Annotated in this window: 23 protein-coding genes and 2 pseudogenes; 17 read left to right on the forward strand and 8 right to left on the reverse strand. The window is 67.0% G+C overall.

Annotated features, from left to right (window positions below; all coding sequences use genetic code 11):
• Positions 1-71: 71 nt before the first annotated feature.
• Positions 72-1,817 (reverse strand): ABC transporter ATP-binding protein, encoded by a 1,746-nt coding sequence (locus tag CXQ90_RS05515; protein WP_104137587.1) that lies wholly within the window; start codon positions 1,815-1,817, stop codon positions 72-74.
• Positions 1,818-1,979: 162 nt separating this feature from the next.
• Positions 1,980-2,759 (reverse strand): hypothetical protein, encoded by a 780-nt coding sequence (locus CXQ90_RS05520; protein ID WP_104137589.1) that lies wholly within the window; start codon positions 2,757-2,759, stop codon positions 1,980-1,982.
• A gap of 328 nt (positions 2,760-3,087) precedes the next feature.
• Between CXQ90_RS05520 and CXQ90_RS05525 the strand changes: the two genes are divergently transcribed.
• The gene (locus tag CXQ90_RS05525; RefSeq protein ID WP_181038436.1) at positions 3,088-3,522 is read left to right on the forward strand and encodes a hypothetical protein; all 435 of its coding nucleotides are present in this window, start codon (positions 3,088-3,090) and stop codon (positions 3,520-3,522) included.
• A gap of 183 nt (positions 3,523-3,705) precedes the next feature.
• Positions 3,706-4,269, forward strand: coding sequence for a DinB family protein (locus tag CXQ90_RS05530; RefSeq protein ID WP_104137590.1), 564 nt, complete (start codon positions 3,706-3,708; stop codon positions 4,267-4,269).
• Between the two features lie 77 nt (positions 4,270-4,346).
• Here the strand turns inward: CXQ90_RS05530 and CXQ90_RS05535 are convergent, their stop codons facing one another.
• The 3 genes from CXQ90_RS05535 to CXQ90_RS05545 form a co-directional block, all read right to left on the reverse strand.
• Positions 4,347-5,402, reverse strand: coding sequence for a DNA polymerase IV (locus CXQ90_RS05535; RefSeq protein ID WP_104137591.1), 1,056 nt, complete (start codon positions 5,400-5,402; stop codon positions 4,347-4,349).
• Between the two features lie 519 nt (positions 5,403-5,921).
• Positions 5,922-6,146: a DDE-type integrase/transposase/recombinase gene (locus tag CXQ90_RS23195; RefSeq protein WP_104137593.1), complete on the reverse strand. Its 225-nt coding sequence runs from the start codon at positions 6,144-6,146 to the stop codon at positions 5,922-5,924.
• A gap of 81 nt (positions 6,147-6,227) precedes the next feature.
• A complete protein-coding gene (locus CXQ90_RS05545) occupies positions 6,228-6,431 on the reverse strand; it encodes a hypothetical protein (RefSeq protein ID WP_104137594.1) in 204 nt (67 codons plus the stop codon).
• 260 nt (positions 6,432-6,691) lie between these two features.
• Here CXQ90_RS05545 and CXQ90_RS05550 point away from each other — a divergent pair, with 260 nt between their 5' ends.
• The 6 genes from CXQ90_RS05550 to CXQ90_RS05575 all read left to right on the forward strand — a co-directional run bounded on the left by CXQ90_RS05550 (position 6,692) and on the right by CXQ90_RS05575 (position 11,304).
• Entirely contained in the window at positions 6,692-6,988 is a 297-nt protein-coding gene (locus tag CXQ90_RS05550; protein WP_104137596.1) for a YbaK/EbsC family protein, read from the forward strand.
• A 137-nt stretch (positions 6,989-7,125) separates the two neighbouring features.
• Positions 7,126-7,974, forward strand: a complete 849-nt coding sequence (locus tag CXQ90_RS05555; protein ID WP_104137597.1) for a PhzF family phenazine biosynthesis protein — start codon at positions 7,126-7,128, stop codon at positions 7,972-7,974.
• Positions 7,975-8,076: 102 nt separating this feature from the next.
• The gene (locus CXQ90_RS05560; protein WP_104137599.1) at positions 8,077-9,261 is read left to right on the forward strand and encodes a GTP-binding protein; all 1,185 of its coding nucleotides are present in this window, start codon (positions 8,077-8,079) and stop codon (positions 9,259-9,261) included.
• Positions 9,258-9,380, forward strand: coding sequence for a type B 50S ribosomal protein L36 (gene ykgO, locus CXQ90_RS05565; RefSeq protein ID WP_056624948.1), 123 nt, complete (start codon positions 9,258-9,260; stop codon positions 9,378-9,380). The genes CXQ90_RS05560 and ykgO overlap by 4 nt, the downstream gene beginning before the upstream one ends.
• 211 nt (positions 9,381-9,591) lie before the next feature.
• Positions 9,592-10,173 (forward strand): AAA family ATPase, encoded by a 582-nt coding sequence (locus CXQ90_RS05570; protein WP_104137600.1) that lies wholly within the window; start codon positions 9,592-9,594, stop codon positions 10,171-10,173.
• Between the two features lie 240 nt (positions 10,174-10,413).
• Positions 10,414-11,304 carry an SRPBCC family protein gene (locus tag CXQ90_RS05575; protein WP_104137602.1) on the forward strand — a complete coding sequence of 297 codons (891 nt, stop codon included), beginning with the start codon at positions 10,414-10,416 and terminating at the stop codon, positions 11,302-11,304.
• A 396-nt stretch (positions 11,305-11,700) separates the two neighbouring features.
• Here CXQ90_RS05575 and CXQ90_RS05580 read toward each other — a convergent pair whose 3' ends face one another.
• The gene (locus CXQ90_RS05580) at positions 11,701-11,907 is read right to left on the reverse strand and encodes a hypothetical protein (protein WP_104137603.1); all 207 of its coding nucleotides are present in this window, start codon (positions 11,905-11,907) and stop codon (positions 11,701-11,703) included.
• A 421-nt stretch (positions 11,908-12,328) separates the two neighbouring features.
• Here CXQ90_RS05580 and CXQ90_RS05585 point away from each other — a divergent pair, with 421 nt between their 5' ends.
• From CXQ90_RS05585 to bcp, 7 genes are all read left to right on the forward strand, one after another.
• Positions 12,329-13,129, forward strand: coding sequence for a hydroxypyruvate isomerase family protein (locus tag CXQ90_RS05585; protein ID WP_104137605.1), 801 nt, complete (start codon positions 12,329-12,331; stop codon positions 13,127-13,129).
• Positions 13,130-13,179: 50 nt separating this feature from the next.
• Positions 13,180-14,058: a 2-hydroxy-3-oxopropionate reductase gene (locus tag CXQ90_RS05590; RefSeq protein WP_104137606.1), complete on the forward strand. Its 879-nt coding sequence runs from the start codon at positions 13,180-13,182 to the stop codon at positions 14,056-14,058.
• A gap of 110 nt (positions 14,059-14,168) precedes the next feature.
• Entirely contained in the window at positions 14,169-15,959 is a 1,791-nt protein-coding gene (gene gcl, locus CXQ90_RS05595) for a glyoxylate carboligase (RefSeq protein ID WP_104137608.1), read from the forward strand.
• Positions 15,960-15,993: 34 nt separating this feature from the next.
• Positions 15,994-17,292 (forward strand): glycerate kinase, encoded by a 1,299-nt coding sequence (locus tag CXQ90_RS05600; RefSeq protein ID WP_104137609.1) that lies wholly within the window; start codon positions 15,994-15,996, stop codon positions 17,290-17,292.
• Complete coding sequence (gene allB / locus CXQ90_RS05605; protein ID WP_104137611.1) at positions 17,285-18,628, forward strand: allantoinase AllB; 1,344 nt, start codon at positions 17,285-17,287, stop codon at positions 18,626-18,628. The genes CXQ90_RS05600 and allB overlap by 8 nt, the downstream gene beginning before the upstream one ends.
• Positions 18,629-18,639: 11 nt before the next feature.
• A complete protein-coding gene (locus CXQ90_RS05610; RefSeq protein WP_104137612.1) occupies positions 18,640-19,386 on the forward strand; it encodes a winged helix-turn-helix domain-containing protein in 747 nt (248 codons plus the stop codon).
• Positions 19,387-19,510: 124 nt separating this feature from the next.
• On the forward strand, positions 19,511-19,990 hold the full coding sequence (bcp, locus tag CXQ90_RS05615) for a thioredoxin-dependent thiol peroxidase (RefSeq protein WP_104137614.1): 480 nt from the start codon (positions 19,511-19,513) through the stop codon (positions 19,988-19,990).
• Between the two features lie 103 nt (positions 19,991-20,093).
• Here bcp and CXQ90_RS05620 read toward each other — a convergent pair.
• Positions 20,094-20,330: pseudogene (locus tag CXQ90_RS05620) on the reverse strand (polysaccharide deacetylase); the annotation flags it as partial.
• A gap of 10 nt (positions 20,331-20,340) precedes the next feature.
• On the opposite strand from CXQ90_RS05620, the pseudogene CXQ90_RS05625 reads away from it, so the two are divergent.
• Positions 20,341-20,670 (forward strand): annotated as a pseudogene (locus tag CXQ90_RS05625) (PucR family transcriptional regulator); the annotation flags it as partial.
• 235 nt (positions 20,671-20,905) lie between these two features.
• Here CXQ90_RS05625 and CXQ90_RS05630 read toward each other — a convergent pair.
• A complete protein-coding gene (locus CXQ90_RS05630; protein ID WP_104137615.1) occupies positions 20,906-21,448 on the reverse strand; it encodes a hypothetical protein in 543 nt (180 codons plus the stop codon).
• A gap of 624 nt (positions 21,449-22,072) precedes the next feature.
• On the opposite strand from CXQ90_RS05630, the gene CXQ90_RS05635 reads away from it, so the two are divergent.
• Positions 22,073-22,675, forward strand: a complete 603-nt coding sequence (locus tag CXQ90_RS05635) for a GNAT family N-acetyltransferase (protein ID WP_104137617.1) — start codon at positions 22,073-22,075, stop codon at positions 22,673-22,675.
• The last annotated feature ends 43 nt before the right edge of the window (positions 22,676-22,718 follow it).

The raw sequence follows: 22,718 nt of genomic DNA on the forward strand, positions 1-22,718 counted from the left end.
TGCGGCACCCGCAGGACGTCCGACGGCGGACGGCCCGCTTCCGTGGGTCTGCCCGGTGCGGTCTGAGGTGCTCATGCAGCCTCCTCGGCCGCCAGCTGCGAGGACACGATCTCCCGGTACGTCTCGGAGGTCTCCAGCAGCTCGCCGTGCGTTCCGCGCCCGACGATCCTGCCGTCGTCGAGCACCAGGATCTGGTCCGCGTCCAGAATGCTGGACACCCGCTGGGCGATGATCACCAGGGTAGCGCCGGAGGTGTCGTGCTTGAGGGCCTGGCGGAGCCGGGCGTCCGTGGCGGTGTCCAGCGAGGAGAAGGAGTCGTCGAAGATGTACAGCTCCGGCCGCTTCACCAGCGCGCGGGCGATGGCCAGCCGCTGCCGCTGCCCGCCGGACACGTTGGTGCCGCCCTGCGAGATGGGCGCATCCAGGCCTCCCTCCATCTCCCGGACAAAGTCCTGCGCCTGGGCCGTGGCCAGCGCGCCCCAGAGCTCGTCCTCCGTGGCGTCCGGCTTGCCGTACAGCAGGTTGCTGCGCACCGTGCCGGAGAACAGGTACGGCCGCTGCGGGACCAGGCCGATGTGTCCCCACAGCAGGTCCGGGTGCAGCTCGCGCACGTCCACCCCGCCCATGAGCACCGCGCCGCCGGTGGCATCGAAGAGCCGCGGCATCAGGTTTACCAGGGTGGTCTTCCCCGAGCCCGTGCTGCCGATGATCGCCGTCGTCTGCCCCGCGCGGGCAGTGAAGGTGATGTTGCTGAGGACCGGTTGCTGGGCGCCGGGGTATGCGAAGCGGACGCCGCGCATTTCCAGCTCGCCGCGGCGGGCGCCGTCGGAAGCGCCAAAGCGCTCCGGGTGCGGCGGCGGGCGGACTGACGATTCCGTCTCCAGCACTTCGCCGATCCGGTCCGCGGAGACGGCGGCGCGCGGGATCATCACGGCCATGAAGGTGGCCATCATGACGGACATCAGGATCTGCAGCAGGTAGCTGAGGAACGCGATGAGCGTGCCCACCTGCATGGAGCCGTCTTCGATCCGGACCGCGCCGAACCAGATCACCGCCACGCTGGAGACGTTGAGCACCAGCATCACCACCGGGAACGCGAGCGCCATCAGCCGGCCGGCGCGCAGCGCGGTGTCCGTGACGTCGTCGTTGGCCCGGGCGAACCGTGCGGTCTCCAGGTCCTCGCGCACGAACGCCCGCACCACGCGGATGCCGGCCAGCTGCTCGCGGAGCACCCGGTTGACGGTGTCGATCCGGACCTGCATGCTGCGGAACAGCGGCACCATCCGGCTGATGATGATGCCGACGCCGATCAGCAGCACCGGCACGCTGACGGCGATCAGCCAGGACAACTGGGCGTCTTGCCGGACGGCCATGATCACGCCGCCGACGCTGAGCATGGGCGCGGCCACCATCAGCGTGGCGGACATCAGCACCAGCTGCTGGACCTGCTGGACGTCGTTGGTGGAACGCGTGATGAGGCTCGGGGCGCCGAAACGGGTCACTTCCTGCTCGGAGAACTCCCCCACCCGGGTGAAGATGGCCCCGCGCAGGTCCCGCCCCATGCCCATGGCTGCCTTCGCGCCGAAGTACACGGCGGTGACGGCGCAGGCGATCTGCAGCAGGGTGATGAACAGCATGAGGCTGCCCACCCGCAGGATGTAGCCGGTGTCCCCCTTGGCCACGCCTTCGTCGATGATGTCCGCGTTCAGCGTGGGCAGGTACAGCGAGGCGATGGACTGCGCCAGCTGGAAAACGACGACGGCGATCAGCAGCCGCCGCTGCGGCCGCAAGTATTCCACGAGCAGCTTCCAGAGCATCCGGACTCCCCATGACGCGAAGAGATTCGGAGATCAGTCTACGACTGGATTCCGGAGGAATCCCGGAGACGGTTTGCCGGTTCCCGGAGAGCGTATTCTCCCGGGACGCAAGACGACGACGGCGGATGCCCGCCGTCGTCGTCCGCCTCACCCAATGACCGACTAGCCTGTTGGCCGCAGCGAGGTGATCATCCGTTTGATGTCCTGGTATTCGGGGGTGTCCGCGTACATCTTGGCTTTCTCCAGATACGGCAGGGAGGCGTCTCCGGGCGTCTCGTTATTCGCGGGGCTATAGAACGCGCCGAACATGGCAGCGTTGGGAGGCCATGTGAAGAAATGGAAGATGGGGCACGCCGAGTTCCCCGTTGGCGCCGGAACGGACGTGATGCCATAGGCCGCCGCGGGAGTGTTCGCCGGCCCCGGGCCGGTGGCGTCGCCGCGGGTCTCGAAAACGAACCGTGGCGTCACCCCGTTCTGCGTCAGCGCCGCCAGCTCCTGCGACTCCAGGACCGAGTAGGGATACCGCTCCGTGCAGGTGGAACCCGTCGCCATGTTGGTCCGGAGCGTAGCCAGGGGCTTGCCTGCCTGGTTGGTGATCTCGGCGAAGGCACCGCCGCCTTCGGCCAGTTCGCCCGCCGGGTCCTTGACGCTCCAGGCGGAGGGAAGGTCGAAGGCCAACTGGCCGTCCGCCGTCGTGTATGTCTTCCACGCGGCCGACGGCGCGGAAGTGCCGGTCGCGTCCGGCGTCCCGGCCGCCGTCTCCGTTGCGGTTGCAGTTGCCGTTGCCGTTACCGTTTCAGTTGCAGGCGCGGAGATGGCGGAATCGCTCGGGCTCGCAGGCGTCGGCGCCGGCGGCCCGGCCTGCGGACCGCACCCGGTGAGTAGCAAAACGAAAAGACATGCTGTGGAAATGACGAAGCTGGACGAGGCTGACCTTCGCATCTCACCCTCCTTGGGGGCTGGGGTTGAATTCTTCAATTGTGATGCCGCCGGCTGCGTCGGGACCTCCTGCCCGGTTGATTGCCGCTGAACTGTTGCTGGCTGTAACGATCCGGCCCTACGCTCTGGTCCCGCCGACGCGCAAAGGAGGCCTCGGGCCAGGCGCCGGCGCTGACCCTGGTCCGGTTCAGTATCAGCTCGCCGCTGTGGGGTGCTGCTCCTGCCTGGGCCGACCCCGGCCTGTAGGCTGTGAATCACCGCCGGTACACCGCGGTAAATCGCATGTTGAAGATTGGGGACTTCATTGGGGGAACAGCGTTTGGATTCCGGCGTGCCCGGGGACATACCGGCAGCCATCCGAATATCGACGGCGTGCTGGCTCACCAGCGCCGTGGTGTTCGGCATCGTGCCGGTCATCCTGGACGTGGCAGGAGTCAACTTCGGCCAGTCCATGCCCGACTGGGCGGTCCCCTTCATAGTGGCGTTCGCGGTCCCGCTGACAGCCCTGCAGGTGTGGGCCGCAGTCCAGCTGCTGCAAGGAGCACAGTGGGCGCGCCTCCTGCTGACGGCCGCGGCTGTTGTGTCCGTGCTGGCAGCGCCGCTGGACCCGTCGGCGCTCATCCTGGCCGGGCTCGTGCTGACGCTGGCCGGAGCCGTGCTGATGTGGCTGCCGGTGAGCAACCGGTTCTTCCTGCTGGTCCGCTACGGCGCGCAGGCCGAGGCTTTGGACGGGCAGGCCGCGCGGTGCCCGGCGGCGGGGCCTTGAACAGGACGCTCCCCAGACGGGACTAGGCAATGGCTGCCGCGAATGTAGCCGGTTCAAGCCACGTACCTACCGAAGGGCGTTACTGCGAAGCCCGTCCGACGGCGGTCTGCACCTTAATGCCCTGTCGGTAGCGGGCAGTGAGGTGCACACTGTGAATCACCCTGAATCACGAGGAGGCACCCGTTGAACGACCAGACGGGCCAAACTGACCAGACCAAACCCGAGCCGCCGCTGGCCGGCGACGAGACTGCTACCCTCCTGGGATTTTTGGAGCGACAGAGGGCGACCTTCGCTTGGAAGACCGCTGCGCTCGACTCGGCAGGCCTACGGGCGAGGCTCGCCCCCTCGTCGATGACACTGGGGGGCCTGCTCAAACACTTGGCCCGTTTCGAGGACGACATGTCCACGGAATGGCTGCATGGCCGCCGGCAACTCCCCCCGTGGAGCGCCGTGAACTGGGACGCCGACCCGGACTGGGACTGGAACTCGGCCAGCGAGGACTCCCCCGAACAACTCTATGAAAGGTGGCGCGACGCAGTGGCACGCTCCCGCGCCCTATTCGCCGAGGCGCTGACGGACGGCGGTCCGGGCCGCCAGGGCACAGTTGCCTCCAGCCCCAACATCGAGCTTCCCAGTCTGCGCTACATCCTGCTCAACATGATCGAGGAATACGCTCGCCACAACGGCCATGCCGACCTCCTCCGCGAGTCGGTGGACGGTCTCGTGGGACAGGACCCGCCGGGTTGACGACGGTTCTGACCGGTAAGGGCGGGCATATCGTCGGAGATTGGCCACCGGGAACGCCGGCAGGCTGCCGGAGTCCGTCACCAGCCGCCGCGCGTCGGCGTATGTCCCTTTCGGGCGTCGTCGGGCATGGCCATTTCGGCCCGCAGGCCCAGGAGCCGGATCGGACGGCCGGCTTCGATTGCGGCTGCGAGGTCCATGGCCCGCGCGAGGATTTCGTTCCGGTCGAATGTCTCGGGGATCTTCCGGGCGTGAGTCTTGGTGAAGAACGGCGCGTACCGAACCTTGAGGGTCAGCCCAACCACGGGCCGTCCTTCGGCCACAACATCCTCAAGGACACGCGCTGTCAGATCCCGAACGGCGTCGTCCACCTGGGCAGGCTCGGTCAGGTCCCGCTGGAAGGTGGTCTCCCGGCTATGCCCGCGGGCAACCCACGGGGTGTCGTCCACAACGCTGGCGCCGTCCCCGCGTCCGAGCTCCGCGTACCAAGGACCCATCCTGGGGCCGAACTCCGGGACCAGGTCTTGGGGGTCGGACGCGGCGAGCTCGGCGACTGTGTTGATGCCAAGTTTGGCCAGCCGGCCCGACACTTTGGTTCCGACGCCCCACAGGTCCTTGGTGGGCCGACTGCCCATGACGTCGAGCCAGTTCCCGGCAGTGAGGCGGAAGACGCCGGCGGGCTTGCCGAAACCGGTGGCCACCTTGGCCCGGACAAGGGTGTCGCCGATGCCCACGCTGCAATGCAGCTGCGTTCGCTCCAGGACAGCGGCCTGCACCTGCCGGGCGTAGGCTTCCGGATCCTCTGTCTCAGCGCCCACAAAGGCTTCATCCCACCCCAGCACCTGCACGGTGGCGCCGGGCTGCGCGCGCAGGGTGGCCATCACCGCATCAGACGCCGCGAGGTACGCCTCGTGATCGACGGGCAGGATCACAGCGTCGGGCACTTTCCGGGCCGCAATGCGCAAGGGCATTCCGGAACCCACGCCGAACGCCCGGGCCTCGTAGGACGCGGTCGACACCACAGCTCGTTCCGTGGGGTCGCCCCGACCCCCGACAATGATCGGCTTGCCGGCAAGCTCCGGCCGCCGGAGCACCTCGACCGCCGCGATGAACTGGTCGAGATCGACGTGCAGCACCCACCGGATTCCACTCACGCCACCAGTCTGCCCTAAACATCCCCGGCAAGCATCGGCTCTCCACCGAGCTTGGCCGCTGAGCCTGCGGCCTCCTTCCCAGAACGAGGGTCCGCAGGGCGGGGGGAACCCATGATGCACTTTCTCGCATCGGCTAAACCCCCAGATGCCGGACGTAGTCTTCAAACTTGAGCGGCGTAACCTGCTGCTTTTTGGCTGGACACTTTACTGATCGGCTATTAAAGTCTCTGAGTATCGAATTCGGCTAGGGCGCACACGACGCCGGGGAAGGAGGCGCGCATCAACGCTGACCCATATCACCAACGTGCAAATCCATCTCTGAAAGCCCCTCGCTTTGAGGGGCTTTCCTGTGTTTGATGCCTAGGAGTGCGTGTTGGCTGGGCGGAACTCACCGTAGAGCGTGCCTGGAAGTTCCAGCTGAGCTGAGCGGTGGTGCCGACGTATACGGGGGTATCGGTTGGGACTGCCCCGGATTTCGTTGACTCTCGGGGCTTAGCGTTGCTAGCCGGTATTGATTGTGGCGTTCTCGGCGCACGCGCCGACCATCCCCATCGATCCTGTGAGCCCGTGCCCTTCAAACGTCCGCACGAAGGCATGGGAGCGGAATTGAGTACCGCGGTCACTATGAATCACGGTTCCGTTAGGATCCCGACGCGCTATCGCCTTGTGTAGGGCCGGGACGGCCAAGGACGCTTTTATCCAGGACTCGATGGTGTAGCCGACGATCCGGTTTGCTAACCCGGCTGCGCTGAAGGGACCCGCGCCCTGATTGCGTCCCTGTGCAGGAGCTCAGAGCCGTCGGTTTCACTAACGATCGTCGCGTGTTTGGAACTCCTCATCGAGCTCAAAGTGCCGGAACTCCGTCTCCGGGTTCGGCTCGCCCTCAGCAATGACCTCATAGTCGAGCTGGCGCTGGACCTGGCTGTCCAGGACCTGCAGCTGCTGGTCTCCGACGTCGGCCAGGTCCTCGGGAAAATGTTCCTCCGGGGTGAGATGCAGTTTCTCGGTCATTGTGCCCTTCGAACCTTCATGCCGGAGTTTTGATTCCGGCTTTCAATGGCCCGATTCTACAGGTTCCTGCGCGGAACGGCTCGCGGTGGTAGGTGAAGCATGCCCGCGACCATCGCCGTTCGTGTGTCCTGCTACCGATCATCGCGCCGCACACCGTTCACAAAGGACTCATCAGCATTTCGCGGCCGCCAGGGAGCGGATGGGCGGTATTAGATAGAGTTTCGGCCCGCAGCCTTGAACGGAAGAGAGAACCCCTGTGACTGACACAATCCTCATGCGTCAAGCGGGCATCCTTCGCCGACGCCGAGACCACTGTGGCCCAAACCGGCATGTTGGTGGGCGGCGTCACCGCTGCCGGCATCGAAGGGCTCCCGATCTATGTGGACCGGGCCGTACTGGACGCGCCCCGGGTGGTCATGGGCGGCGGGAACCGGTCCAGCAAGATCGTCCTGGCCCCGGCCGAACTTCTCAAGCTGCCCGGCGTCGAGGTGGTGGACGGGCTCGCCACTCCGCGGGAGCCTGCCGAACAGCCGGAGCCTGCCGGACAGCTGGACTGACAGCGGGTTCGTCGGCGACTGGCGATTCACCGGGCAGGCCACTTTTCCGATTTGGCTCTGGTGCGGTGTCCGGCCGCCTGCCTACCGTGGGTGGAGACTTTGCCAGAAGAACCGCTGAACCCGAGGGAAAGAGCAGCATGGCCGCCGTCGTCAACGAATACCCCTTCTCGCAAGTAGACGTTTTTGCTCCCGGACCGAGGCCCGGCAACCCCGTCGCTGTGGTCCATGACGCCGATAACCTGTCCACGGAACAGATGCAAAGCTTCGCCAACTGGACCAACCTGTCGGAGACCACCTTCCTGCTCCGGCCGACGCATCCGGACGCGGACTACAGGCTGCGGATCTTCACGCCGCGCGCCGAGCTTCCGTTCGCCGGGCACCCCACCCTCGGCTCGGCCCACGCCTGGCTGGAAAACGGCGGCCAACCGCAGGGCGAAGGCGAACTGGTCCAGGAATGCGGGGCCGGCCTGGTGAACATCAAGCGGGCAGAAGACGGGCTGTCCTTCGCGGCGCCGCCCCTGCGCAGATCGGGCCCGGTGGACCCCGCGGTGCTCGACCAGGCCGTCGCAAGCCTCGGCATCAGCCATGAGCAGGTCCTGGGCAGTAACTGGGTGGACAACGGCCCGGGATGGCTGGGAATCCGGCTCGCAACGGCCCAGCAGGTTGTTGACCTCAAGCCCGATTTCGCCGCCATGGGCGATCTCCTGGTCGGCGTCATCGGCGCCTTCGAGCCCGGCGGTCCGGCGGACTTCGAGGTCCGCGCCTTTGCCCCCGGCCTTGACGTGCCCGAGGACCCGGTCACGGGCAGCCTCAACGCCGGTCTGGCGCTGTGGCTGCGCGGCGAGGGCGTGGTGGCCGGGGACTACACCGTCCGGCAGGGAACGGTCCTCGGCCGGGGCGGACTGGTCACGATCACCAGCGAAGCCGAAACCATATGGGTGGGCGGCGCCAGCCGCACTGTGGTCCGGGGCATCGTGCGGCTGTAGTCACCGCCAGGAAGTGCAGCTTGGCACTTCCTGGAGGTGCACCTTGGGAACCCCGGCTCGCCGCCGGTTGTATTTGAGAATCGTTCTCATTAGAGTGGGACCATGCACCTCACCGTCATCAGCTCCCTCGATGCCCTCTGCCGCCAGCAGGCCTGCCAGGCCTTGGCCGCCGCCTACCCGAAGGCAGTCGTCGTCCTTCATGACCTGCTGGAGAACGGACGTGTCGTCCGCCGCGTCTTCGGCCAGTCCGGGCCCCTCGAGCGTGAAGAGAACCTCCTGGAACACGGCTGCCTCAGCTGCACGGTGCGCCTGGACGTGGTCCCCACCGTCGAGCGGCTACTGGCACTCGGCGAGGCCCACATCATCATCGGGCTGCCGCCGGCGGTTCCGTCGTCAACGGCCATCGATACCCTGAAGCGGGGACTCGCGCACGAGTTCAGTGTGGACGCGGCCGTCCTCGCGTGCGCGCCGGACGCCGTGGAAGACCACATCTGGGACCATCACACCCTGTTCGAATCCGGATTCACTCCCGTCCCTGACGACGAGCGGACACCAGGGGAATTCCTCATCGGAGAACTATCGTTCAGCGACACCGTCCTTTGGGCAGATCCCGAACTTGTTCCGGTGGACCCCGAGGAGCGCGCCCGCGGCCTGCAGCTGATCCGAGAGCTGGCGCCGCACGCGGACATCACCCCGGATGCGAGCAGCATCCGACGGGGCGGGCATGATTACGCAGAGGCGGCCGCCAGGACGGTCCCCGGCGCCGTGCGGATCCCCGCCGGACCGCCAGCCTCACCGTTCGCCACAGTCATCCAGCGGGTTCAACGCCCCCTTCACCCCGAGAGGTTCCGCCACGCACTGGCCAAGCTGGCGCAGGGATGCTGCTGGCTGCGCGGCCGGTTGTGGATAGCGGCGGCCCCCGGCTGCCGGATCGCCGTCCAGGGCATCGGGCCGCGCATCTGGCTGGAGAACACGGGCCCATGGCTGGCCGATCAGGGCGCCACCCCCGCGGACCGGGCAAGGCACTGGGACGCACGGCTGGACTGGCACCCGGAGTTCGGCGACCGCGGGACGGTCCTCGCGGCCACCGGCGACGACATCGACCCGGAGGAGATTGCCCGGCTGCTGGACGGCTGCGAACTGACCGATGCGGAAATGGCGGCAGGCTTTGCGGGAATGAGCGATCCGTTCGGCCTCGCCGGACCTACTGAAACCGGCCCCGACACCAACCAAACCCAGCCCCACGAAGCCCACCCCAATGACCCCAAACAAAGGAGCAACAAATGAAAGTACGGAACTCACTGCGGGCACTGAAGAAAATGCCGGGCGCTCAGGTGGTCCGCCGCCGGGGCAGGACCTTCGTCATCAACAAGAAGAACCCGCGAATGAAGGCACGGCAGGGCTGAGGCCGGCCGGCACCGTTTTCCGGTGAGTGGCGCCGCGACGCTGCTGCACGACGCCCGCAATTAGTGTCGCGCAGCAGCCTCAGCAAACTGCATTATTTGCCAAAGATCGGCTCAGGATGGGCGCAATGCAGCGGCACCCCAGTGAACTACGCCTCACTCCGGGACGATCTGGCGGCGCGCGTCGTTGGAACAGGTGGCGGAAGGAGGCCACTTGATCATTGTTCTGACCGGAATTGACGGCTCAGGAAAAACGACGGCGGCCCACGACCTGGTTGCCGCCGCCCGCGCGGAGGGTACGAAGGCGCTGCTTCTGAGCAACTACGCGGGCCGGCGCCGGATGTCGCTGCTGGGCGCCAGGTTCGGCGTTCGGTTCCCTAGCCAGCTGGCCGATGCCGCGGAAACTGTCATCCGCGTGGCGAACGTGCTGGTGTCCCATGCCCGGGCCCGGCAGTTTCCCGGTCTGGTGATCATGGACCGCCACCTGCATTGCCAGCTGGCGTTGCGCCGCACCAGGGGCTTGCCCCGCGGGCGGCTCCTCCCCCGCCTCATCGGCGCGCTGCCCCGACCGGACCTGATGGTCTACCTGGACGTCAGCCCGGAGCGGGCGCACGAGAGAATCGTGGCGCGCGGCACCGATGAGGAATCCCTGGATGACCTGCGGGCACTTCGCGATGCCTACCGTTCGCTGCCCGAGTACACGGATTTTGTGAAGATCGACGCCGATGCCCCGCCGGCTGAAGTGCTCGCCCGGCTGACTCAAACCATCGGCCAGGCCTGCGCGCTCAAGGTTTAGTCAAGAATTCCCGAAACCGGGCAAAACCGCCGTCGTGCGGGTGAACGCGACTGTACATTGAATCCCAGCTCTCCGCTTTCCCCCCATGCCGGAGCGCTGGGAAGCCTCCGCGCTTGAGTCACCGAATTCGCGCGGGGGCTTCCTTTCACTGGCCGCGACGGGCGGCCGACGATATAGTAAGCATGCTGATGACCTTTGCTAGGTTGGTCATCATCTGTTCACGTCGACGAAGGAGACACTATGAGCACGCGGGTCGAGAAGCGCATTTTGGTGAACGTACCGGTAAGCACGGCGTACAACCAGTGGACCCAGTTCGAGGACTTTCCGCATTTCATGGGCGGCGTCAAAAAGGTGACGCAGCTGAGCGATGACCGGCTTGAGTGGGTGGCCGAGATCGCCGGCGTGAAACGGAAATGGGAGGCGAAAATCCTCGAGCAGGTACCCGACCGGAAGGTGGCCTGGGCGGCCACCGAGGGTGCCACGAATGCCGGCTCCGTGGAGTTTGAGGACGTGGGCGGCGGGCAGACATCCATCCGGCTCTTCATTGACTACGAGCCCGAAGGGCTGGTTGAGAAGGTAGGAGACAAACTCAACATTGTGGATCGCCAGGCCGAGGCAGACCTCAAAAAGTTCAAGGAATTCATCGAAGCCGAAGAATACGCCAGCGGCGCCTGGCGGGGTTCCGTCAACGAAGGCGCCTCCGTGGGCACCCCCGGCGTTGAGCAAGCGGCCGAGTCGCGCGGTGACAGCGGCAAGGCCGGCATCTCCGGCAAGATGGCTGCGGCCGCCGGAGTGGCCGCAGTAGCGGCGGCCACCGCAGCCACAGCGGGCAGCAAGAGCCCGGAAGCTGCTCCGTCTGCAGGCGAACCGATCACGCCGGTGACCACAACTCCGGGCACCGTGCCCACAGGAGCCACGGGCACTGCCGGAACATCAACCGTGGGAGGATCCCCCCTCGCGGACGAGACGATCGCCCACCCCTTCGACCAGACCAACGGCCTCATCGATGACGAGGGGGACTCAGACGAAACCGCGGCAAGTGACACGCGGAGCGCCGCTGAACGGGCCGAGAATGCGGACCGTGGACCCGGCACAGTCCCGCCCATTGCAGGAAATCCCGGCCAGCACTAAGCGTGGGGGGCACCGCCGTTGCAGGTTCTTTTGACGGCGGGAACCCGGCACGGAACGCATGAAAAACGACGGCGGGCAATCCCGCCGTCGTTTTTCATGCTTAGCAATCGATAGCATTTCTTTTGCTGGTTATACGTTGGATTAGAGGATTGACCTCTACGGCAAGCGGTGAAGGACCTCTCCGGCGGCCAGCGGCAGCGGCTCGCCATTGCCCGCGCCATCCTCCGACTGCTTGGCGAAACCGTTCGCGGGACCGCGCCCACAATTGGGCAGTCCTCCGGCGTGTAGCCGTAACAGCGATCACGGCGGCCCATTAAGGTGCCGCCGTGACCTGTGTGTGGATTTTTGGTTGTTGAGTGGAGCGTCGTGGTCGGCGCTGGAAGCCAGGGGCCTCTCTCAGAGCGCCGGGTCTGGTGCTCCTGCGGGCTTGGTGCGGGTTTGCGTCAGGTGCAGCTGCAGTTTCGCCTCTGCTTCCCGACGACGCCGAGCCTGCTCGCGCAGTTGCCGTGTTGACTCGGAGCCTTCGGGATGGAACATTCCGGCTGATCGATTGCGGGGAGCGCCACCGCCGGAGGGTGCCGCCGCTATCAGTTCTTCGCTCATGCCCCATGGTCACATGCAGTTGTTCAGGCGGGAAGATCTCCGGGCGCAGCGTGACCGGATCGAAATATTGCCGCGTTCGCGCAGCGATCATAAGGGCCGGCGGCGGTTGGGAAGGCACCCCGGGCGAATACAAATCACTCTCCGAGGCTCTTGCCGTCGGCCCCACGTCAATTCTACGAAAGAAACCGTAGCCGAGACAGTGCTTTCGGGAAGCCAACATCCTTTCCATCAAACAGGCGGCCGCCGCCTCGCGAGCAATTTTCCGGCCAGGCCAGCCTCGCCAGGGCACTTCCCCTTGACTCCCATCCCCGCCTTCCCTAAACTTTTCATAAAGCAGAATCTAAATTCCACAAAGCGGAATCTCGTAAGAGGCCGGCTAGCAGGGAAGATAGATCAAAGCCCCTCCTCGGAAGGACCTACGATGACGTACACAGTGAACTGCTCCATCCTCCTGACGGAGCTGCCCTTGCTCGAGCGCCCCGCCGCCGCAAAGGCAGCCGGTTTTGACGCCGTCGAGTTCTGGTGGCCCTTCGAAACCTCCGTCCCCACCGACGTCGAGACCACGGCCTTCGAGCGCGCCATCACCGACGCCGGCGTCCAGCTCTCCGGCCTGAACTTCAACGCCGGCAACATGCCCGGCGGCGACCGCGGCCTCACGTCCTGGCCTGCCCGCTCCACGGAATTCCGCGACAACATCGACGTCGTCGCGGGGATCGGCGAGCGCCTCGGCTGCAGGGCATTCAACGCGCTCTACGGCAACCGCGTGGACGGCGAATCCGCCGAGAAGCAGGACGCCATCGGCGCCGAAAACCTTGCGGCGGCGGCCGCCGGCGTGGCCCGCATCGGCGGCACCGTCCTCCTCGAGCCGGTCAGCGGCGCACCCAGGTACCCGCTCCTCACCGCCGATGACGCACTCAGGGTGATCGCGCGCGTCAAGGCGGAGTCCGGCCTCGGGAACATCATGCTCCTCGCCGACTTCTACCACCTGGCGGTCAACGGGGACGACGTCGCCGCCGTCATTGAAAACCACGCCAAGGACTTCGGCCACATCCAGATTGCCGACAACCCCGGCCGCGGGGCTCCCGGAACCGGTGAGCTTCCCCTCGGCGAGTGGATCGCCCGCAGCCGCGAACTCGGCTACGACGGCTACATCGGCCTCGAGTACAAGGAGCCCGCGGAAACGGCCTTCAGCTGGGCCATCCGCGAGCACGCTTCCAACTAGCCCCGTTGCCCGACCAGCGCATTACACAAAGACTTAGAAAGAGAACCATCATGAGCAACGTTTCAGTCATCGGACTCGGCATCATGGGCCTGCCCATGGCCATCAACCTCGTCAAGGCCGGGCACACCGTCACCGGCTTCAACCGCAGCCAGGACAAGATCGACAAGCTCGTCTCCGAAGGCGGCAAGGGCGCCACGAGCATCGCCGACGCCGTCAAGGACGCCGACGTCGTCATCACCATGGTGCCGGACTCCCCCGATGTTGAGGGCGTAGTCAGCGGCCCCGACGGCGTCTTCGCCAACGCCAAGCAGGGCACCCTCTGGATCGACGCTTCCAGCATCCGCCCGGACGTCGCCAAGCGGCTCTCCGACGACGCCCGCACAGCAGGCATCCGCCCGCTCGACGCCCCGGTCTCCGGCGGCGAACAGGGCGCCATCGACGCCGCACTCTCCATCATGGTGGGCGGCGACGCGGCCGACTTCGAGGCAGCACAGGACGTCCTGAACGCCGTCGGAAAGACCATCGTCCACGTCGGCCCGTCCGGCTCCGGCCAGACCGTCAAGGCAGCCAACCAGCTGATCGTTGCCGTCAACATCGAGGTCCTCGGCGAGGCCATCGCCTTCCTCGAGGCCTACGGGGTGGACACCGATGCCGCCCTCAAGGTCCTCGGCGGCGGCCTGGCCGGCTCCAAGGTCCTCGACCAGAAGGGCCAGAAGATGCTCGACCGCAACTTCGACCCCGGCTTCCGCCTCGCCCTCCACCACAAGGACCTGGGCATCGTCACCTCCGCCGCCCGCGAAGCCAACGTCGCCATCCCGCTCGGCGCCGTCGTCGCACAGCTCGTCGCCGCCACCGTCAACCAGGGCGACGGCGGACTGGACCACTCGGGACTCTTCAAGCAGGTCCTCCAGCTCAGCGGCCGCGAGTAAAAGCACCTCCGGCTGTAGCCGGCTAACAAACAAAACCGGAGTCCCGCCGTCGTACCTAACGACGGCGGCTCCCTCAGCACACCCAAAAACAGACTTTCAAGGAGCACACCATGACGAAGATGCGTACCGTAGACGCAGCCGTCGCCATCCTGGAGAAGGAGGGCGCCACCGAGGCGTTCGGCCTGCCAGGCGCGGCAATCAACCCGTTCTATTCCGCAATGCGGGCCCACGGCGGCATCCGCCACACGCTGGCCCGGCACGTTGAAGGCGCCAGCCACATGGCTGACGGCTACTCCCGCGCGGCAGACGGCAACATCGGCATCTGCATCGGCACGTCCGGCCCTGCCGGCACCGACATGATCACCGGCCTGTACGCCGCATGGGCAGATTCCATCCCCATGCTCTGCATCACCGGCCAGGCCCCCGTGGCCAAGCTGCACAAGGAAGACTTCCAGGCCGTGGACATCGAGTCCATCGCCAAGCCTGTCACCAAGATGGCCATGACCATCCTGGAGCCCGGCCAGGTTCCCGGCGCCTTCCAGAAGGCGTTCCAGCTGATGCGCTCCGGCCGTCCCGGCCCCGTGCTGCTGGACCTGCCCATCGATGTGCAGATGGCCGAGATCGAGTTCGACATCGACACCTACGAGCCCCTGCCAGTCGAGAAGCCCAGGGCCAGCCGCAAGCAGCTGGAAAAGGCCCTGGACATGCTGACCGCAGGCGAGCGCCCGCTGATCGTGGCCGGCGGCGGCATCATCAACGCCGGAGCCTCCGCACAGCTGGTGGAACTGGCCGAACTCCTGAATGTTCCGGTCATCCCCACCCTGATGGGCTGGGGCGCCATCGCGGACGACCACCCGCTGATGGCCGGCATGGTGGGCCTGCAGACCTCGCACCGCTACGGCAACGAGAACTACCTGCGCAGCGACTTCGTGATCGGCATCGGCAACCGCTGGGCCAACCGCCACACCGGCGGCCTGGACACCTACACCGCGGGCCGCAAGTTCGTGCACATCGACATCGAGCCCACGCAGATCGGCCGCGTGTTCTCCCCGGACTTCGGCATCGCCTCCGACGCCGGCGCCGCCCTGGCCGGACTGGTGGAACTGGCCCGCGAACGCCGCGACGCCAAGACCCTGCCGGACTACTCCGCCTGGGCTGCCGAGTGCGCCGAGCGCAAGGCCACCCTGCACCGCAAGACGCACTTCGATAACATCCCCATTAAGCCGCAGCGCGTGTACGAGGAGATGAACAAGTCCTTCGGCAAGGACACCACGTACGTGTCCACCATCGGCCTGTCCCAGATCGCCGGTGCCCAGATGCTGCATGTCTTCGGCCCGCGCAAGTGGATCAACGCCGGCCAGGCAGGCCCCCTGGGCTGGACCGCCCCAGCCGCCCTGGGCGTTGTCCGCGGCAAGCCGGACGAGACCGTGGTTGCCCTGTCCGGCGACTACGACTTCCAGTTCATGATCGAGGAACTGGCCGTGGGCGCGCAGTTCAACCTGCCGTACATCCACGTGGTGGTGAACAACTCCTACCTGGGCCTGATCCGCCAGTCGCAGCGCGGGTTCAACATGGAGCAGAACGTGTCCCTGGCCTTCGAGAACATCAACTCCACCGACCTCTCCGCGACCGCAGCGGGCTACGGCGTGGACCACATCAAGGTGGCCGAGGGCCTGGGCTGCAAGGCCATCCGGGTGGAGGACCCCAACGACCTGGGCTCTGCCTTCGACAAGGCCAAGGCGCTCATGGGCGAGTTCCAGGTTCCCGTGGTTGTTGAAGTGATCCTGGAGAAGATCACCAACATCTCCATGGGCGTGGAAATCAACGCCGTGAACGAGTTGGAGGAGCTGGCCGCAACCGCAGCCGACGCCCCCACCGCCATCCTGGCCCTGCAGCCCTAGGCTGCAGCGCTCAACACTAAAGACAGGCACTGCAATGCGCATTGTGATCGCGCCGGACAAGTTCAAGGGCTCGCTCTCCGCCCCGGACGTCGCCCGGCACCTTGAGGAGGGGCTGCAGGCCGGCTTCCGCACCGCGGGGCTGGGTCCCCTTGAGGTACTGCGGATTCCCGTGGCCGACGGCGGTGAAGGCACCTTGGATGCCGCCGTCGGCTCCGGTTTCACGCGCCGGAGCGCCGTAGTCAGCGGCCCTACCGGGCTGCCGCTGACGGCCGAGTTTGCGGTCCGCGGGCGGGAGGCGGTCATCGAGATGGCCGCGGCCTCCGGACTCGCCGTCCTGCCGGGCGGCGCTGGTGAGACCAGCGCTGGCGGGAGTGGCGCCGGTGTAAGCGGCGGTGGTGTAGCCGGCGGCCCGGACTCCGCCACCGCCAAGGCCGCCACGAGCCTGGGCACCGGCGAACTCATCCGGGCCGCGCTCGACGCCGGCTGCCGGCAGATCATCCTGGGCGTCGGCGGCAGCGCCAACACAGACGGCGGGGCCGGAGTGCTGCAGGGACTCGGCGCCATACTGTTCGACGCCGACGGCAACGAGCTCCCGCTGGGCGGCGCCGCCCTGGCCGACCTGGCCAGCATCGACTTCTCCGGCTTCGACTCCCGCCTGGACGAGACCCGGTTCGTCCTGGCCAGCGACGTGGACAACCCGCTGCTGGGCCCGGAGGGCGCCCCCGCCATCTTCGGCCCGCAGAAGGGCGCCACCCCGGAGGACGTCCGTGCACTGGACGCCGCCCTGGCCAACTTCGTGCAGGTCCTCGCGGACGAAATCGGGCCGCGGGCGGTGAAAGCCGCGGACGCTCCGGGCGCCGGAGCCGCCGGCGGCGTCGGTTACGCGGCCATCGCGGTACTGGCCGCGACCCGCCGGCCCGGGATCGACGTCGTGCTTGAATTCACCGAACTGGCGGACCGCATGGCCGGCGCCGATCTGGTGATCACCGGCGAAGGCAGCCTCGACGAACAGAGCCTGCTGGGCAAGACGCCCATGGGCGTGGCCCGCGCCGCGGCGCTGGCCGGGGTGCCCGTGCTGGCCGTCTGCGGCCGCACTACGCTCACGCCCGAACAGCAGCAGGATTCCGGTTTCCGGCAGGTCTACCCGCTCACCGCGCTGGAGGCCAAGGTAGATATATGTATAGCCGAAGCCGCAACCCTGCTTGAACAGCTGGGAACGAACATCGGCCTGGAGCTGGCGGAAACGGCCCCGGCCAACGCCGCGGCCGGGTCCACCCCGCCGGCGAACAGTGCCAGAAACAGTGCCCGCACGAAGGAGCCCCTGAATGTCTGAAGAAACCTTTGACCTGGTCATCCGGGGCCGCCGCATCCTCACCACCGCCGGCATCGCGGCACGTGAAGTGGGCGTGCGCGGCGGCAAGATCGTCGCGATCGAGCCGCTCGGCAACGGCCTCGCCGGCGCCGAAGTGATCGAACTCGGCGACGACGAAACGCTACTGCCCGGCCTGGTGGACACCCACGTTCACGTAAACGAGCCCGGCCGCACCGAGTGGGAGGGCTTCGCATCGGCCACCCGCGCCGCCGCGGCCGGCGGCGTCACCACCATCATCGACATGCCGCTGAACTCCATTCCGCCCACCACCACGGTGGAGGGCCTCAAGCTAAAGCGCGAGGTGGCCGAGGACCAGGCGTTCGTGGACGTCGGATTCTGGGGCGGCGCCGTGCCCGGCAACAAGGCGGACCTCCGCCCGCTGCACGACGAAGGCGTGTTCGGCTTCAAGTGCTTCCTGCTGCACTCCGGCGTGGACGAGTTCCCGCACCTCGAAGCGGACGAGATGGAGGAGGACATGGCCGAGCTCAAGTCCTTCGACTCGCTCATGATCGTCCATGCCGAGGACTCGCACGCGATCGACCACGCGCCCCACCCGGGCGGCGACAAGTACGCGACGTTCCTGGCCTCCCGCCCCCGCGGCGCCGAGAACAAGGCCATCGCCGAGGTGATCGAGCGGGCCCGCTGGACCGGCGCCCGCGCCCACATCCTGCACCTCTCCTCCTCCGACGCGCTGCCTATGATCGCCTCCGCCAAGCGCGACGGCGTCCACCTCACCGTCGAGACGTGCCCGCACTACCTCACGCTCATGGCCGAGGAGATCCCCAACGGCGCCACCGCGTACAAGTGCTGCCCGCCCATCCGCGAGGCCTCCAACCGCGAGCTCCTCTGGCAGGGCCTGCAGGACGGCACCATCGACTGCATCGTCTCGGACCACTCACCTTCGACGCTTGACCTGAAGGACCTGGAAAACGGCGACTTCGCCGTGGCCTGGGGCGGCGTCTCCTCGCTCCAGCTGGGCCTGTCCCTGATCTGGACCGAGGCCCGGCACCGTGGCATCCCCCTGGAGCAGGTGGTGTCCTGGATGGCCGAGAAGCCCGCGGCCCTCGCGCGCCTCTCCAACAAGGGGCAGCTGGCGCTCGGGTACGACGCCGACTTCTCCGTCTTCGCGCCGGACGAGGCCTTCGTGGTGGACGTCTCCAAGCTCAAGCACAAGAACCCCATCACCCCGTATGACGGCAAGGCCCTCTCCGGCGTCGTCCGCCGCACCTACCTGCGCGGCAACGTGGTGGACGGCCAGATCCCCGGCGGCAAACTGATCCGCCGCGGCGGCGTCTGAGGCGCACCGCCATGGCTGTCCACGCCCATACGCCCGCCCCGAGGCTACGGTGTGCCCCGGTTCCGGGGGCTCCGGTTCCGGGAGCTGCGTCGCTGAATCCGGGGGCGCTGAAGGCACCGTCGCTGAAGGCGCGGGGCCTGGCCGTTTGGGTGACCGTTGGGGCGGGGCAGGAAATCGATGAAGCCGTGCTGGCCCGCGCTGCCGAACTCGTGCTGGCGCGCGCGCTGAAGATTGCTCCGGAGGCGGAAGTCCACTGGCCCGCCGCCGGGGCTGCAACGTCCGACGTCGGGATGTCACCGGCCGGAACGCCCCCTGGGGAGGGGGCACCGGCCGGTCCCGACGGCGGCACTCCCGCGCCGTCGTCGTCCTCCACGGAGGACTCCCCGCATACGGACGACGACGGCGCCTCCCTCCTGCCGCCGTCGCCCGGGCCGGTGAGCCGGGTCGCCGTCGACCTCGCCGCGGGCGAGGTGCTGCTGGACGGCGGGCGCGTGGCACTGACCGGCGTCGAATTCAAGCTGCTGCGCTACCTCGTGGAAAACTGCTCGCGCGCCATCGGCCGGGAGGAGCTGCGGCTGTTCCTGGAATCGTTCGACAGCCCGGGCGCGGCCACCCGTTCCATCGACGTCTACGTGGGGCGGGTGCGGCGGAAGCTGCGCGGCGGCCGGCACGCGATCGCCACTGTGCGCGGCGGCGGCTACCAGTTCATTCCCGGTCCGGCGGCCACGGTGCGCGGCCCGGCGGAATACAGCATCTAGGCCGGCTGTTATCACTTTCAGTCCTTGTTTGCCGCACTGAGTCCTCAATCGACGAGCAGTTTTTGCCTGACCAGATTTTGTCTGACATGTTTTTGTTTGACCCAGATCCATCCGAAGGAATGCCATGAGCCCCAACCTGACCAACAAGCTCCAGCCTGGAACCCAGGCGCCGGACTTCACCCTGCGGGACGCCGAAGGCAAGCAGACCTCGCTGGCCGACTACCGCGGCAAGAACGTCATTGTGTACTTCTACCCCGAGGCCGCCACCCCCGGCTGCACCACCGAGGCCTGCGATTTCCGCGACAACCTGTCCACCTTCCAGGGCTCCGGCTACGAGGTGCTGGGCGTTTCCCCCGATGCCCCGGAGAAGCTGGCACACTTCACCGGCGACTTCGCACTGACCTTCCCGCTGCTCGCCGACGAGGACCACGCCGTGGCGCTGGCCTACGGCGCCTGGGGTGAGAAGCTCGTTGACGGCGAGGTCCGCGAGGGCATCGTCCGCTCCACCGTGGTGCTGGACCCCGAGGGCAAGGTCCGCCTGGCCCGGTACCAGGTCAAGGCCCAGGGCCACGTCCAGGCGCTGAAGGAAGAGCTCGGCGTCTAACCCGCTCACACCTTTCGCAACAAAGACCGGAACGCTCTGCCAGCTGATGACAGAGCGTTCCGGTCTAAGCGGCAGGAAGTGGGAGAGCGTCCAGCCGGTGAAGTCAGGCCTTGTCGGCGGCCAGTTCCGACTGCCGGACCTGCGCCTGGGAGATGCCGGCCGGCGTGAAGCGGGCGCCGGCGTCGGGGAAGGCCGGAACCTCGATCCGGGCGTGGCTGTGGACTTCGGTGACGGTGTCCCGGGTGTGCTCCGCGATTTTGGCCATCGTGGTGACCCACATTCCGTCCATGGCCTTGACCCGGCTAATCAGCTGTTCCAGGGCAACCGATTTTGAACGGCCGGCGTCGGAAGCGTCCGGAGTGGTGGTCGACGTCGAAGAACTCGCCGTCGAGCGGCTGGCCGCACAGCATCTGGACCAGGGGGCACGGCAGGACTTCGTGCGCCAGCAGCTGGGCGCCGTGATGGACCACGACGCGCGGCGGAATTCCCAGTTGCTGACAACGCTGGCAACCTGGCTCGACTCCGGCTGCAACACGGCGCAGGCCGCGAGGGAATTGCATGTGGAGCGGCATTCGATGCATCACCGGCTGCAGCGGATTTTCGAGTTGTGCGGCGGCGATCCGCGGGGAACGGGCCGGCTCGCGGCCCTGCATCTGGCCACCCGGCTGGCGGTCCTTTAGCCCCGGGTGAAAGGGACGCCCTCCCACCTTTCGCAACAAAAACCGGGACGCTCTCTCACTTTCCCTAAGAAAGTGAGAGAGCGTCCCGGTTTAGGCGACAGGAAGTGCGAGAGCGTCCCGGTTTAGGCGACGGGAAGTGAGAGAGCGTCCTGAAGCGAAGAATCCCCCGGGCGGTGAACTCCGCACCGGGGGATTCTTGCTGAGACGGCGGGGGTTTAGCCAGGGCCTGGCAGAGCTAGCGGCCGCCTCCGCCGATCACTCCTTTTTCGACTGCCTTCGTGACGGCGACGGCTTCAGCCTGGGTCAGCGTGCCGTCCTTGACTGCAGTATCCAGCGTGGTCTTCAGGGCGGCCGCCCGCTCCGCCTGGGCAGCGGCGCGGATTTCGGTCAGCGCCGCCGTCACCTTGGATTCGTCGACGCCAAGTGCCGTCGCCAGGGACTTGGCCATGGCCGCGTCCATGGCGGTCCGGTCCGGCTTGGTGCCTTCGGCGGGCGGCGTGGTGAGCTTGTTGGCATCCCGGAACGCCTGGAGCGCCTCAGTCACCTTGGCCTCCTCGACGCCGAGCTTTGAGGCGAGGTCCGCAGCGATCTGGCCGCGGTCCCCCTTGTGGCCGCCCCGCTTGCCGTCCGCGGGCGCGGTGCTGTCTGCCGACGCGCTGGCGCTTGCGCTGGGGGTCGGGGTGGTGGCCGCGGAGGCCATTCCGGTGACGCCCAGCCCGGCACCCAGCGCCAAAGCTCCGGCCGCAACGCCGAGCGTGATTCTCTTCGTTCGTGACATGCTGTGTCTCCTAGATCCGCCGTGCGAGACGGCTTGTGATTAAGGGCGTCTGGTTCAACCCCCTCACACAAAGATGCGGCAGCGGGATATGGCACCGCTGTTCGGCAACTGTCAGGAACCTGTGAGTGTCACGGGCCGGTTTACTTCCGGCGCTTCGGCCAATTCACATTGAGCAGCAGCAATCCCAGCAACAGCGAGTCAACTGTCATGATGGCCGCCGTGAGGTAGGCCCAGCCGATCATCATGAGTCGCCCACCGCCAGCCCAAGGCCCGAAGTGCCGGTGTGGATCAGAACGCTCATGACAATCTCCTGACATGGATCCCCCAGCCATTCGATAGTGCATACAGTGTGGCACGGCGCCGCTCTGTAAGGAACGGCCCCGGGCGAACGACGGCGGCCCCCACCGAAACGGGGCCGCGCACCAGAACGGCGGCCAGCACCGAAAGGTGCGAACCGCCGTCGGCGTTTTGCAAGATCGGGGCTTCGTCCCGGACCGAGGCCATTCCGCTGGCCCACAGCAACGGGCTGCGCTAGGGCATGCTCCTGGCGGGCGTAGTGCGGTTCCAGCCGCTGGCCGCGAACTTCCCCTTGCCGGACCGGCGGGCCGGTGACATGGTGGCGGCATGGGGATCGAGATTCGTCCGGCGACGCAGTTCGAGGACGTGAAGGCGGTGCTGGGACCCAAGCGGGCCGACGCGAACGTGTGCTGGTGCCTGAGCTACCGCATCCCCTCCAGACAGCACCTGCAGTTGCACGGCCCGGAGCGCGGGGAAATGGTGAAACAACTGGTGGGACAGGATCCCCCGCCCGGGGTGCTCGCGTACGACGGCGACGAGGTGGTGGGTTGGGCAGCCGTCCATCCGCGCGCCGACACCAGTTTTGCCCGTAACCGCAAGATCCCGCACGTGGACGACCTCGATGTGTGGTCGGTGTGGTGCATTCGGGTGCGGCCCGGGCACCGCCGCGAGGGAATCTCCCATCATTTGCTGAAGGGTGCAGTCGATTTCGCCCGCCGGCACGGTGCACCCGCCATCGAGGGCTACCCGGTGGACAACCATGGCGAGCGGGTCGACCTCACCATGGCGTACGTGGGCACCCGCAGGCTTTTCGAACGGGCCGGGTTCGTCTGGGCTGCCGACACCGACTCGGTGATCAGTGGTTTTCCGCGCGTGCTCATGCGCCGTGATCTGCGTTCATTGCCGACGCGCTGCGTTAACCCCGATTAGTGCAATGTCGGCTCCGTCACAGCTCCGGGACTAGGATCGGACT

The organism is Arthrobacter sp. ZGTC131 (genome assembly GCF_002929275.1).
In the GTDB taxonomy this organism is placed as follows: domain Bacteria; phylum Actinomycetota; class Actinomycetes; order Actinomycetales; family Micrococcaceae; genus Arthrobacter.